A 13,280-nucleotide genomic window follows, 5' to 3' on the forward strand; every position below is an offset into this window, starting at 1 on the left:
TCATAATCGATGATCGCTTTGGACAAAAGTATCATCGATTTAATTGATTAAGTGGATTTGAAAAGTTTGATTTTGTTAAAGAAACATAAATCTGACCAATAGCCCTTATAAAGACTTAGCTTACTTTTGAAATTTCCATCTGTGGATTAGGCGCATCCAAACGCTCAATGCGTGGAAAACCATAATGCATACGTAAGTCACGGATGACTTTTGCAATATGTTTACGGTTGTTCACCACAATATTAACAAAAGTTCTTTGCTCATTTGAGTGAACCATTTCTACCCCTGCATTATTTTTACGACATTGATAGATCAGGTCTGATACCTGCTCATCATTCATTGCCATTTCTATAGCGAGGTAGGCTGTAAAACGAACATCATCTACGTCATCTGCTTTCCATTGAAGCGGCATAATATTTTCAGGATGTAGATGTTGTTCATGTAGCAAGTTATGGCAACGGATACGATGCACAATTAACCCACGACGTGTTAAATGTCCTTGAATTGGGTCGCCCAAAACTGGATTACAGCAATGCGCATATTTAACATCGATACCTTCGGTGCTTTGAATAAGTCGATCTGAATTTTCCACTTGTGGATGCTTATCATGAGCAAATAAGTGATTAGCTACAAGTTGAGGTAGTAGGTCGCCAACTGCAATTTGTTCAAACAATGTATTTTTATTATCGATGTGGCGCCATTGAAGTAAATCTAACCAGTCGGCCTCAGAGAGATCGTTAATCGAACGGTTAAAGAGTTTTAGTGCTCGAGAAAGTGCTTGTGCACCGACTAAACGTTGTTCTTCAATGTCTTGATCTTTAAGGACGTGTTGTAATGCACGGCGAGCTTTTTGCGTATTAATAAAACTTAACCAGTCTGGATTTGGTGTTGCTAAAACATCCGTAATAACTTCAATAACCTGACCGCTAATTAATGGTGTCGATAGTGGTTTAATCTCACCATCTACTTTTGCACCAACGGCATGGTTACCTAAAAATAAACTGGCTGAATAAGCAAAATCAACTACGGTAGCACCTTGCGGTAACTCATGGAGCTGGCCATGTGGAGTGTAAACCCAAATTTTTTCTTGATGTAAGTAATCTAGTAAATCATTGAAGGTCGTTTTTGCACATTCTCCATCGATGAGCGTATTCAGATTTTGCATTGAAGCCTGAATAGCTGAACGACAAGTTTGCGGTGCATTTTCACCAAGCACTACCCCAAAGCGAGCAGCTTTACGCATAAGCTCGGTTTGAATGGTAAGAGAGAGTGTAGTTTTTTCGCCTTTGAGCTTAATTAATAAAGACTGGTTGCCACCCGGTAGCGGACGACGGATATGGTCCTGATATTGAATGACCTGAAAGTTTTCTCTTAAAGCATCAACTAGGCGGTCACAGTCGGCAATTGATTGTAAAACGATTTCAAAAGCATGGCTGTGGGTAAGCTCTTGTAAATCCATCTCATTTTTAACGAAATGGCGTAATAATTCGATATTGTTGTTTTTCTTTTTAATGCGGCCTTGAATATGATAATTATGAAGAAGTTCAGCGAGGTTTTGTTCCCAGATGCTTTGATATTTACATCGCTCTGGTTTGGTTAGACGTAGTGCATTTTGCACGTTATCAAACATATCAAGATCAAGATTTTGATAACAAAGATTTTCTAGATTATCACCCATTTCATTCATGCCGACTAATCTTGCCATTGGCACAAAGATATCAAGAGTTTCTTGAGCAATACGAGCGCGTTTATCTGGACGCAAAGCACCTAGCGTTGTCATATTATGATAGCGGTCAGCTAATTTAATAATAATGACACGCGGGTCTTGTAGGGTCGCTTGCAGGATTTTTCGGAATGAGGCGGCTTTGTTATATTCTTTATCACTTGATTGGCTAAGTTTGGTTACGCCGTCAACCAGCTCGGCAACTGTCAGGCCAAATTTTTCAGTAATATCTTCTTTTGTATATTGAGTATCTTCAATAACATCATGCAAAAGAGCTGCCATTAAGGTTTCAGCATCTAAACGCATGTTCGCAAGAATACAGCTGACAGCAATTGGATGCAGAATGTAGGGTTCACCACTTTTACGTGTAATGCCAGTATGCGCTAGATCGGCAAAATCACAGGCAGCAAGCACTTTCTCGACCTCACTTACCGATAAGTAAGGGTCGATAATCAATTTAAGCTGTTGCTTGGCTTGGCTGACCTCTTCGCCTGGCATAAATCACCCTTTTTCCTAATACTGAAAAACTAAATCTATCTACTTCTTAATGAAAAGCATATTGCGGAACTTGTCAATTTTTTCATTTGAAAAAGTGTATTTTTTTTTCAATGAAAATAATTGCTTTTTTCAATATCTTTAAATTCAAGACAAAGCCAAATAAAAAACCACCGCAGAAAAACGATGGTTTTTTTATGAAACAGAATTAATTAGAAAGAAAAACCTTCTAAATTCAAGCTGTTTGTAGAAAGAGCAAGATCAAGACTAGAAGTTTGATAATCTTGTTCACGTTGCTTAAGAATTTCTTTCGTAACGTGCCCTGCCGCGATTTCGCGCAAAGAAACTACAGTCGGTTTGTCGTTATCCCATTCTACAGTTGGCTCCATGCCTTGACGTGCCAATTGACGAGCACGTTTACTTGCAACGAGCACAAGCTCAAAACGGTTGTCTACATGATCTAAACAATCTTCAACGGTGACGCGTGCCATAAAAGTTCTCGTTTTGGAATGGTGAATTTGAACAGACTAAACAGTATAAAAGGCTTTCGATCTAGACTCAAGTTATTCCTGTTTTGGTTGAGGAGTAATCAAGTCTTGAATTAATGTTTGATAACGTTTCGCTTGCTGAGATAGCACTAGACGGTTTGCTGTAATCACAGCTTCAATCTCATGTAAGGCTTTATTAAAGTCATCATTAATAATGATGTAATCAAAGTTCGTATAATGCTGCATATCTTCAACTGCACAGCTTAAACGATGTTCAATGACTTCAACTGAGTCTGTACCGCGATTAGATAAACGCTGACGAAGGTCAAACTGTGTTGGTGGTAAAATAAATATTTGCTTGGATTCAGGAAAAAGTTTGCGTACTTGCTCTGCACCTTGCCAATCAATTTCAAGTAGAACATCGTGTCCTTGAGCTAACTGTTGTTTTACAGTTGCTTGAGAAGTGCCATAGTAATTACCAAATACTTCAGCGTATTCAATAAAACCGTCATGGTTGACTTGGTCTAGAAATTCATCTTTTGTAGTGAAGTGATAGTGAACACCATCTAATTCACCGGGACGTTGACCTCGGGTAGTATGTGAGACTGAAACATGTAAATTGCTCACACGGTCAAGCAGGGCTTTCACCAAAGATGTTTTGCCCGTTCCTGATGCAGCAGAAACGACAAACAATAGACCCGACATGATATTTTTCCTGATATGATAAAATATCTTCGCTATTGTAGTGTACCGTGCGTTTAAACTGAATAGTTTTAATTGCAAATATTCAAGAGAAATTCCCCTGTTTTATTAATTTTGAGGCTGTTATGGAAATTGTGTTAGCTAATCCGCGTGGTTTTTGTGCCGGTGTTGATCGAGCCATAGCAATCGTCAATCGGGCTTTAGAATGTTTTAACCCTCCTATTTATGTACGTCATGAGGTTGTACACAATAAATTTGTTGTTGATGACTTACGTCAAAGAGGGGCAGTTTTTGTTGATGAACTAGATCAGGTTCCGGATGACTCAATTGTAATTTTTAGTGCTCACGGTGTTTCAAAAGCTGTTCAACAAGAAGCAGAGCGTCGAGGTTTAAAAGTATTTGATGCAACTTGTCCTTTAGTTACCAAAGTTCATATTGAAGTGACTAAATATGCACGGGAAGGTACTGAAGCCATTTTAATTGGTCATGAAGGACACCCAGAAGTTGAAGGAACAATGGGTCAATATGATAAATTGAAAGGTGGTGATATTTATCTAGTTGAAGATGAAGCTGATGTTGCTGCGCTTGCTGTAAGACATCCTGAAAAACTTGCATTTGTAACTCAAACAACTTTATCTATTGATGATACGGCTAAAGTTATTGATGCTTTGCGTGCAAAATTCCCTCAGATCCAAGGGCCGCGTAAAGATGATATTTGCTACGCTACTCAAAACAGACAAGATGCTGTACGTGACTTGGCGGAACAATGTGATGTGGTCTTAGTTGTTGGTTCACCTAACTCATCAAATTCAAATCGTTTACGTGAGCTTGCAGAGCGTATGGGTAAAGCTGCTTATCTTGTTGATAATGCTGACCAGTTAGAGCAGTCATGGTTCAATGATACGTGCAAAATTGGTGTGACAGCTGGTGCTTCAGCACCAGAAATTCTAATTAAGCAAGTAATTCAACGTTTACAAGACTGGGGCGCGCAAGCACCTAAAGAATTAGATGGACGTGAAGAGAACATAACTTTTAGTCTTCCTAAAGAATTACGTATTCATGTGACTCAAGCATAAAGTGTGACTTGTTTAACATACTGATTTTAAAATAGTAAAACAGATAATTGTTGGTATGACAGTTATCTGTTTTTTTATACCCTTCATCTGCTTTGTATTTGTTTTGTAAATCTAAACCGTAAAATTTAAATAATAAATAAAAAATTCTTAAGTTTATTTGGGGTTCTGGGGATGAGGGGAATTATTCCGCAAGAAGGGTTCACCTTGGTTGAGCTTATGGTGACGATTATAGTAATGACCATCATTGCGATGATGGCCGCACCGTCTATGTCGAATTTATTAGAAAGTAAACGACTAGATGAAAATCAACGAGACTTAATCAATACTTTGTCTGAATCAAAAAGCCAAGCAATACTTGGTCGACAAGATGTAACTATTAATCTGAATTCAACAGCTTCAAATACATCAACATCTTTTAATTGGAAAGCTGCAGCCAATAATATTCTTGAGCTCAAAAATATTGCTGCTAATGGTACGCAGAGTTCACTAACAGCGACGACGTTAACTTTTAATGCGAATGGAGTTGTAAGTAATATCACCCAAGACACACTTTTATCTATTTGTAATTCAAAAATAAATACAAAGAAAATTCTTATTTTAACAAAGCTTGGCACATTAATTTTTAAAGCTGAGGAGACATGCTAATGCTGGGTGACAAACAAAAAACTCAAGCCGGGGTTGGTTTATTAGAAGTGTTGGTCGCCTTAATTTTACTTGCAATAGGAGTTTTAGGATATGTTGCCTTGCAGGTTCGGGCTATGGATGCCTCTTCAGAAGCACTAAGTAAATCTCAAGCTATTATGATTATGAGAGGGTTAGCTGAAAATATTCGCGTAAATAGTTCTCAAGCAAGTCAATATCCTGCATTTGTTCGTAGTTATAGCAATTACTCATCTACAACCATAACTCCTACGTTGTGTTTTAATGCTACTTGTACGCCTTCTCAACTTGCTCAATTTGATGCATATCAAGCCGCAAAAAATGCTGATCAACTTGGCATGAAAATCACAATGACAAATTGCCCTGGGGTTACAAGCACAATGACCCAGCAGAGGCAGTGTTTGTTTATTTTCTGGGGGAAAACTTCTCCAGTAATTACAACAAATGGGGGAGTCATTACCGCGGATGTATCGAGTTGTATGAGTACCAATGGCGTTTATGCCAATAATTCAAATTGTTTAATGATGGAGGCATATTGATGGCTCACTCATTTTTTTCGGGGAAGCAACGAGGCTTTACATTAATTGAGCTTATGGTTGCATTGGCTTTAGGTCTGATTTTGGTGGCTGCAGCGACGCAATTATTTATTGGTGGACTTCTATCAAGCCACCTACAAAAAGCAAATGCTGAAATACAAGATAGCGGTATTTTCGGTCTGGAATATATTGCACGTGATATACGTCTTTTAAATTATGGAAATGTAATCAACCCGATATTAACTGATATCACCCCTTGGGGCGGTGTTGTATTAACTGGCTCAACAGCAACTAATAATGACAATGTCAATTTTGTACCTAATGTTGGAACAAATACTTATATTGCTGATGCCTTATTAAGTCGTGGTGCTGGGGATAGCGTAAGTACTGTTAGCAACTATTGGAAAGGCCTTTCAAATATACAGAATAGTTCAGACGCCGCTGTGCAGAGTGATCAGCTGACGATTCAATTTATTGCTCCTACCTCTATGACCAATTGTGAGGGTGTGAATGTACTTGCAGGAGATTTAATTGTAGAGCGTTATTTCTTACGTCTTGATAGTAATGGTGGTTCTCAACAAGATTATGCACTTGCATGTGATGCAAATACTCCCTCTGCTGCAGCCGCGGCTGCTCAACCTACCACTATTACTGGCTTGGGTGACGCCGGCCAAATCGTATTACCGCGTATTGATCATTTTCATGTGTTATTTGGTGCAAAAAATGCGGCTGGCAATTTTGCTTACTATACGATTCCCCAGTATCGAGCTGCTGCACAGGCTGCGCGAGATGCCACACCATCTGTGATGGCACCGCGAATTCTTTCAATACAAATATCTGTACTAGCCCGTTCCACGAATAATGCTCAAAACAGAGCAATAGATCCTGCTCAGTCTTTTCTTATGTTAGATCAAACAGTGCATGCTTCTGATAATACAACTCGATTCTTACGCCGTGTTTATAACGTAACAATTGCTCTACGTAATGCGATGGGGGAAAGTCTATGACCCATTTAATTCATCAAAGTAAATCTAAAGAAAAAGGGGCAACCCTTATAGTTGTGCTTATTATTTTGTTGGTTGTTATTTCTGTAGGTGTTTTAGCAATAAGAGTGGCTATTGTTTCTTTAAAAGTTGCTACGAATAGCCAAGTTAACCAATTAAATTTTCAATCATCTGATACGCCCTTGGAACTCATTGTGCAGATGAATCCTAATACACTGACTAATATTACTAATGTGATTGGTGCAGCGCTCAAAGAGCATGAAAGTAATCCGGGTGCAGAATACAACTTTTGTTACAAGCCTGTTTCTACATCTACAAATTTTGCTCAGACTCGAGGCGCAAGTTTACTTCGGGCAGGGAGTGCTAATAATGCAGTCGTCGAAGATGGCGGGGTAGCGGGTTTTTGTGATTTAACAAGTGACTATGGAAGTAATCGTCAAGCAGTCGTTACCCAAGTTGCTGTCAGTATTCCAACAGATGCTCTTAATGATATTCCAGGTTCAAATTTACCGCGGGGAACAAATACCTCCGAAGGTACGCAACTACCTAAAAGTATGCTGTCTACTCAACGTATTCGAGTGATTACAACTGCTTTTCTACCTGCCTATGCATCTACCTCAATAGAGACTTTACAAAGTGATTGTTTAAGTACGAGTTCAGCAAAAATTAGTGACAATTTTGATACTACATTAACAGCGAAGCAAACCTTAGCAGAGTGTTTGGCAAATCATAACGTACCTTTTAGCACTCAAGTTCAAGAATTTAACTATACCAATAAGCTCACTCAAATTGCGGCACCAGGTTCATAGCGGGGAATATCGTGAAACTAAAATTGAATAATTTTAAGCCAAATAATTTATGGTATGCCATCTGTTCGAGCTCGGTTGCTTTTACATGGCTAGTGACAAGTTCCGTTGCGCAGGCCAGTGATTTACAGATTTATGCTTCACCTACAGCTGGTAAAAAAACTATTGTAATGATGTTAGATACTTCAGGGAGTATGACATCTAATAGTTATAACGAAAATCGTTTGGCTATGCTTAAAAATGGTATGAATGCTTTTTTAGCCAGCAATAATCCTGTTTTAAATGATACTCGTGTGGGTTTAGGTAATTTCTCTGCAAATGGTGATAGTCGAAGTGGGCAAATTTTGGTGGCTGCTGCTCCTTTAGGAGATGCAAGTACTTTAAATACGGTAGGGTCTCAGCGTTATAAATTAAAACAGGCAGTTGCAAATTTATCTGCTGGTGGGTCAACACCTTCAGCACATGCTTATGCAGAAGCTGCTGCTTATTTGATGGGTACATCGACTTATTCAGAGACGAATTACCTTATTCGCAAAGATAGTTATATAAAACGTGTACGAAAATCTGATAATAGAACAGAATATACATATTGTACGAATTATCGCGATTCACAAATTGATACAGCAAATTTATGGCAACCTTGTCGCTCTAGTAGTTATTGGAGTAACTGGTCAACCTCTAATCCAGGTGTAGCCACGGCCACAGCCTATGATACTTCGTCTGATTCAAGCTATTCTTATACTTATTACTACACCACTTTTAATTATGCTATAGCAAACACTGATAGTGGTATTCCAAAATCAAAAACCAATGATACGACAAGCAATCCGAATATTGTTTTAGATAGAAATGCTTCTAACTTAAATGCCATTTACCAATCTCCTTTGCCGGCAGTGGCCAATCGTCAAAGTTGTGATGGGCAGGGCATTTACTTTTTATCAGATGGTGAGCCGAACAATACAACAGATACACGCTCGGCAACAGTAATGTCGACGGCCCTAGGTAGCACTCTGGGAGCAAATTTCAGTTGCTCTGGGGGACTTTCTAATACTTCATCAGATTCTGGTTGGGCTTGTATGGGGGAGTTTGCTAAACGACTATTTGATAAAACAAAAAACCCTGCTGGAGTTTCTATTCAAACAGCATTTGTTGGTTTTGGTAGTGATTTTTCTAGCTTGAGTTCGGAAGATGTGAAAAATGCCTGTCGTCTAAGTTCAAGAACCCAATCTAACCGTAAAAGTGATGATAATTGTTCACCTAATCAACCAAACAATGCAGTTGCCACTCCAGGATATGGAAACGGTGGTTTTTTCCCTACCCAAAGTGCTCAAGGGGTAACGAATAGCGTTATTGCGTTTATCAATAATTTAGATAAGGTCCCTTTAGAACCTTTAACAACAGGTGCAATTTCTGTTCCTTACGATGCTTTAAATCCTAAAAATTTACAAGAATATGGTTATTTACGTGCTTTGGAGCCTAACCCTGCCAATACGTATTTAACATGGAGAGGAAATCTAAAGAAATATCATGTTGTTTTATCAGGAACAAATGCTGGGGCTTTTGAAGCTAACACGGGTGGATTGGTTTACAACGCAAATGGTGCATTTAGAGCAGATACAAAAGATTACTGGAATAGCTCGAATTACAATGATGGCGGAAAAGTCTTTTTAGGTGGTTCGTATGCAAAAGTTCCTTTACCAATTGCTGGACAAAATGAAACACGTGATGAAGAAGGAAATATCACAAAATATTATTACGCAGTACAAACTAAAATCCGCAACTTATTTACTGATGTTTCCGCTGTTGCAGCGGATGGTAGCTTAACGAAAATATCGACTTCTGGAACTAATTTACTAAGAATTCCTGCTGCTCCTGCTACTGGAGCTAATCCTTTTGATAGCGCAAGTAGTACAGCAAGTTATGTATTAGGAAAATTTGATGCCTCAACTGGACAAGATATTTTAAAAACTTTCCCTATTAGCTTGAAATTAAAAATATTAAATTATCTAGGTTACTCAACTGATATTAGCGCTACGACTTTACCTTCGTCATTAGTTACATCGAATGCACCATATTTATCGATGGGTGGTAGTATTCATTCTTTACCAGTACAGCTTACCTATAATGGAACATTAGATGAAAATGGGAATTTAACATCTGCGCGCGAACAATCCATTCTCTATGGAACGATGGAAGGTGGTCTGCATATTGTGGATGCCTCAACTGGTGTAGAACAAATGGCTTTCGTCCCTGCTGATATATTAAATGATCCAGTTGCATCAAAAGCTTTAGTTGTTGGGCAAAGTGATACTACAGCTCCTGCTCACGGTATGGATGGGGCTTGGGTATCTGATCCTGCATATAGTATTACTACAACGGGAAGCGGTAGCTCAGCAGTATCAAAAGTAACTGCAAAGCAAATGAATATTTATGGTGGCATGCGAATGGGGGGCAGCAGCTATTATGGCTTAAATGTCCTAAATCCTGCTTCACCTAAGCTTCTATTTAGAGTAGGAGCAGATCAAACTGATTATAGTCGTATGGGGCAGAGTTGGTCTAAACCTGTACTTGCAAATATACGTTATAACGGGGTTATTAAACGCGTCATGATTGTTGGTGGTGGCTATGACCAATGTTATGAAAACCCGAATATTACCTTGAGCAACTCTTGCTTTACGAATGGAAAAGCAAAAGGGAATGCTGTTTATATTATTGATGCTAAAACTGGGGAGCGCTTATGGTGGACTAGTGATACAGGCTCAAATATAGATAACTCTAATATGAAGCACAGTATTGTTAGTCGCATTAGTACTTTAGATCGAGATGCTGATGGTTTAGTCGACCATTTATATTTTGGCGATTTAGGTGGGCAAATTTTCCGTATCGATCTTAATAATAACCAGACAAAAACAAATTCAACTTATAGCAGTTTTGGTATTAGAGTTGTTCGATTAGCCAATTTAGCGACGAATGACTCAAATTATGATGCTTCGAACGATTATACGAATGGGAATGCACCACGGTTTTATGAACCGCCTACAGTCACTATACATGATTATGGTATCCGTACTTTTATTACTGTAGGTATTGCTTCAGGTGACCGCAGTACACCCTTAGATGTTTATCCACTTACGGGACGTGAGGGAATGTCACCTAGCTCGGCATTAAGCGGAAGACCTGTAAACAACGTCTATGGAATTATTGATAAAGACTTTATCAAAAAGAATTTGATGTCTTTAACTGATAGCCAACTTGAAACAAAAGATATTACTCGATCAGCTCTTAGAAAAAATCCACAAATTTTAAGATCTGGAGAAACACGAGTAGCCCAAATTTTCTTCCCAAACACTGGGACGGGGCAAGGTGGTTGGTATCGCTCACTTTCTAGTATGAGCGATGGCACAGAGAAAGCTAATAATAGTTTCCGTATTAAAGGTGGACTAAAAGCTTTTGAAGAGCCTATGGCCGTTACGGGGACTTTAATTGTGCCTGTTTATGACCCGCAGGGAACAGGTATTGTAGCGGCAGACCCATGTTTACCACGAGTAGTGGGGGAAACGGACCAGCAGACTTACTGCCTACCATTTGGCGCCTGTCTTAATTCTGATGGATCAATTGATCAGAATAAAGAGAATGGCAATGGATTTAAAACACAAACTGGTAGTAACTGCCCAGCAGGGGCCTCTGAATGTAATACAAACGTCATAGGTGCAGGTATTCGTAGCGTAACATTTGTACCAACGGAGGATAACCCACCTGCGACTAATAGTTGTGGGAAATTAAAGCTGTCTGGTAATGAGCAAGGAACTGGACAGTGGCAATGTACGAGTCATTTAGTTCCTATGCGTTGGTATGAGCGTTATCGTTAAGGGATGACTTATGAATAAGTACTACATTTTACGGTTCAATCAGGGTTTTACCTTGATTGAGCTCATGGTTGTCATTGTGATTGTCGCTATTTTTGCTTCGATTGCTATTCCTTCATATCAAAGTTATAGCCGTAGAGCGACGGCTTCTGCTGCCAAAGGTGAAATTCTAAAATTGGCAGAACAATTGGAACGGCATAAATCCAAGAACTTTACCTATAGAGGATTTACGACCACATCTGTAACGTTGCCACGGGGTGGTTATACGATTGCAATTAGTGATGATACGACGACAGGAAATTTATTGACGAATGGTGCTGCAAATGGGCAGACATGGGTCATTAAAGCGACAACTACAGATTCAAGAAACATTAACTTTATTGCAAAGAATTCAGGTTTGCGTTGCCAAAGTTTAACAGCTACGGCTGTTGATAATGACTGTGGTGGGACAGTCACTTGCAATGTATGTGAAACAAATAGTGAGAATTGGCAATGAAGAATGGTTTTACTTTAATAGAAATCATGATTGTAGTAGCGATAATTGCAATTTTAGCAGCTATAGCGACACCTTCGTATTTGCAGTATTTACGCAAAGGACATCGTACAGCTGTTCAATCTGAAATGATGAATATTGCCCAAACATTAGAATCAGAAAAAGTAGTTCACAATCGTTATCCGTCGAATGCGACGATTACTTCGATTTATGGTTCTAGTGTCAGCCCTCAACAAGGCCAAGCTTTATATAACTTAGCTTTTTCTAGCATAACTGATTCAAGCTGGGTGTTAACGGCTACACCTATTGCTACTAGTTCTCAAGCTGGTGATGGGATCATTTGTCTTAATGATCAAGGGCAAAAATTCTGGGCAAAAGGTGCAACTGATTGTGCGCTATCTGCCACATCAAATTGGCTACAGTAATTTTAAATTCAAAACTGCGGATAACTCAAAAAATAATCTTTCTTTCGGGGCGAAAATCACGTAGAATGTCGCCCTCTATGAAAGGGGTTTGAAGTGTTGCCGATGGTCGGCGCAGGGATAATCCGTAAGAATTATAAGGCTTTTATCATGGTTGTTATTCGTTTAGCACGTGGCGGCGCAAAAAAACGTCCATTCTATCAAATCGTTGTGACTGACAGCCGCAATGCACGTGATGGTCGTTTCATCGAGCGTATCGGTTTCTTTAACCCGACTGCACAAGGTCAAGCAGAAAAACTTCGTTTAGACGCAGACCGTTTTGCTCACTGGGTTTCTCAAGGTGCTCAACCTTCTGAACGTGTTGCTTCTTTAGCTGCTCAAGCTAAAAAAGCTACTGCATAATTTTTTGTAGTAGGTAGCCCATGACATCAACACAGAATGTTCCCGAAGATCGTATTCAGATTGGACAGTTACGTTCAGCTTATGGATTGAATGGGTGGCTCTGGGTGTATTCAAATACAGAACCTATGAGCAACATGTTTGACTACCTGCCTTGGTACATTGAGACCAAGGCCGGTTGGCAAACAATAGATGTAAAACGTTGGAAACCACATGGCAAAGGTCTAGTTGTTGCTTTGAAAGGTGTGAGTGATCGCACTGGAGCAGAAAACTTGGTTGGCGCTAATATCTGGATTGCTAAGTCTCAACTGCCAAAAGCAGATGTAGATGAGTACTACTGGTCAGATTTAAAAGGCTTAACCGTGTTAGGTCTTGATGATGAAGAGCAGGAAGTAAACTTAGGTAAAATTCATGAATTGTTTGAAACTGGAGCTAATGATGTGATGGTGGTACATGCTACCCCAGACAGCGTTGATTCAGAAGAACGCATGATTCCTTGGCATAAAGATGTAGTACAACGTGTTGATCTTGAAGCTGGTCGTATTTACGTCAATTGGGGCGTAGATTATTAATCCTTTTAGGATTAATACAGCAGGAAAATAGAGGAGTC

At 39.2% G+C, this 13,280-nt stretch carries 13 protein-coding genes and 1 pseudogene; 10 read left to right on the forward strand and 4 right to left on the reverse strand.

Annotation, left to right across the window (positions count from 1 at the left end; genetic code table 11):
- Window positions 1–115: 115 nt before the first annotated feature.
- The 4 genes and pseudogenes from F886_RS02535 to gmk all read right to left on the reverse strand — a co-directional run bounded on the left by F886_RS02535 (window position 116) and on the right by gmk (window position 3,411).
- A complete protein-coding gene (locus F886_RS02535; RefSeq protein WP_005301002.1) occupies window positions 116–2,221 on the reverse strand; it encodes a RelA/SpoT family protein in 2,106 nt (701 codons plus the stop codon).
- Window positions 2,222–2,260: 39 nt separating this feature from the next.
- A pseudogene (locus tag F886_RS20180) lies at window positions 2,261–2,350 on the reverse strand (hypothetical protein); the annotation flags it as partial.
- An 80-nt stretch (window positions 2,351–2,430) separates the two neighbouring features.
- Window positions 2,431–2,709, reverse strand: coding sequence for a DNA-directed RNA polymerase subunit omega (gene rpoZ / locus F886_RS02540; protein WP_002116990.1), 279 nt, complete (start codon window positions 2,707–2,709; stop codon window positions 2,431–2,433).
- 72 nt (window positions 2,710–2,781) lie between these two features.
- Window positions 2,782–3,411 (reverse strand): guanylate kinase, encoded by a 630-nt coding sequence (gene gmk, locus F886_RS02545; protein ID WP_004789787.1) that lies wholly within the window; start codon window positions 3,409–3,411, stop codon window positions 2,782–2,784.
- A 122-nt stretch (window positions 3,412–3,533) separates the two neighbouring features.
- Between gmk and ispH the strand changes: the two genes are divergently transcribed.
- The 10 genes from ispH to rimM all read left to right on the forward strand — a co-directional run bounded on the left by ispH (window position 3,534) and on the right by rimM (window position 13,242).
- Window positions 3,534–4,484, forward strand: a complete 951-nt coding sequence (gene ispH / locus F886_RS02550; protein ID WP_005301007.1) for a 4-hydroxy-3-methylbut-2-enyl diphosphate reductase — start codon at window positions 3,534–3,536, stop codon at window positions 4,482–4,484.
- 171 nt (window positions 4,485–4,655) lie between these two features.
- Window positions 4,656–5,129 (forward strand): pilus assembly FimT family protein, encoded by a 474-nt coding sequence (locus F886_RS02555; RefSeq protein WP_005301011.1) that lies wholly within the window; start codon window positions 4,656–4,658, stop codon window positions 5,127–5,129.
- Window positions 5,123–5,683: a type IV pilus modification protein PilV gene (gene pilV / locus F886_RS02560; RefSeq protein WP_081402060.1), complete on the forward strand. Its 561-nt coding sequence runs from the start codon at window positions 5,123–5,125 to the stop codon at window positions 5,681–5,683. Before F886_RS02555 ends, pilV begins: the two co-directional genes overlap by 7 nt.
- Window positions 5,683–6,687 (forward strand): PilW family protein, encoded by a 1,005-nt coding sequence (locus F886_RS02565; RefSeq protein WP_005301016.1) that lies wholly within the window; start codon window positions 5,683–5,685, stop codon window positions 6,685–6,687. Before pilV ends, F886_RS02565 begins: the two co-directional genes overlap by 1 nt.
- The gene (locus F886_RS02570; protein WP_005301018.1) at window positions 6,684–7,493 is read left to right on the forward strand and encodes a PilX N-terminal domain-containing pilus assembly protein; all 810 of its coding nucleotides are present in this window, start codon (window positions 6,684–6,686) and stop codon (window positions 7,491–7,493) included. The genes F886_RS02565 and F886_RS02570 overlap by 4 nt, the downstream gene beginning before the upstream one ends.
- Before the next feature lie 11 nt (window positions 7,494–7,504).
- Window positions 7,505–11,359, forward strand: coding sequence for a PilC/PilY family type IV pilus protein (locus F886_RS02575; RefSeq protein ID WP_005301021.1), 3,855 nt, complete (start codon window positions 7,505–7,507; stop codon window positions 11,357–11,359).
- A 10-nt stretch (window positions 11,360–11,369) separates the two neighbouring features.
- A complete protein-coding gene (locus F886_RS02580; protein ID WP_005301024.1) occupies window positions 11,370–11,852 on the forward strand; it encodes a type IV pilin protein in 483 nt (160 codons plus the stop codon).
- A complete protein-coding gene (locus tag F886_RS02585) occupies window positions 11,849–12,274 on the forward strand; it encodes a type IV pilin protein (RefSeq protein ID WP_005301027.1) in 426 nt (141 codons plus the stop codon). Before F886_RS02580 ends, F886_RS02585 begins: the two co-directional genes overlap by 4 nt.
- A 147-nt stretch (window positions 12,275–12,421) precedes the next feature.
- Window positions 12,422–12,673: a 30S ribosomal protein S16 gene (gene rpsP / locus F886_RS02590; RefSeq protein WP_000260334.1), complete on the forward strand. Its 252-nt coding sequence runs from the start codon at window positions 12,422–12,424 to the stop codon at window positions 12,671–12,673.
- Between the two features lie 20 nt (window positions 12,674–12,693).
- Window positions 12,694–13,242 carry a ribosome maturation factor RimM gene (gene rimM, locus F886_RS02595; RefSeq protein ID WP_005301030.1) on the forward strand — a complete coding sequence of 183 codons (549 nt, stop codon included), beginning with the start codon at window positions 12,694–12,696 and terminating at the stop codon, window positions 13,240–13,242.
- Window positions 13,243–13,280: the final 38 nt, after the last annotated feature.

It is taken from the genome of Acinetobacter sp. NIPH 542 (assembly GCF_000369825.1).
Classification (GTDB): domain Bacteria; phylum Pseudomonadota; class Gammaproteobacteria; order Pseudomonadales; family Moraxellaceae; genus Acinetobacter; species Acinetobacter oleivorans.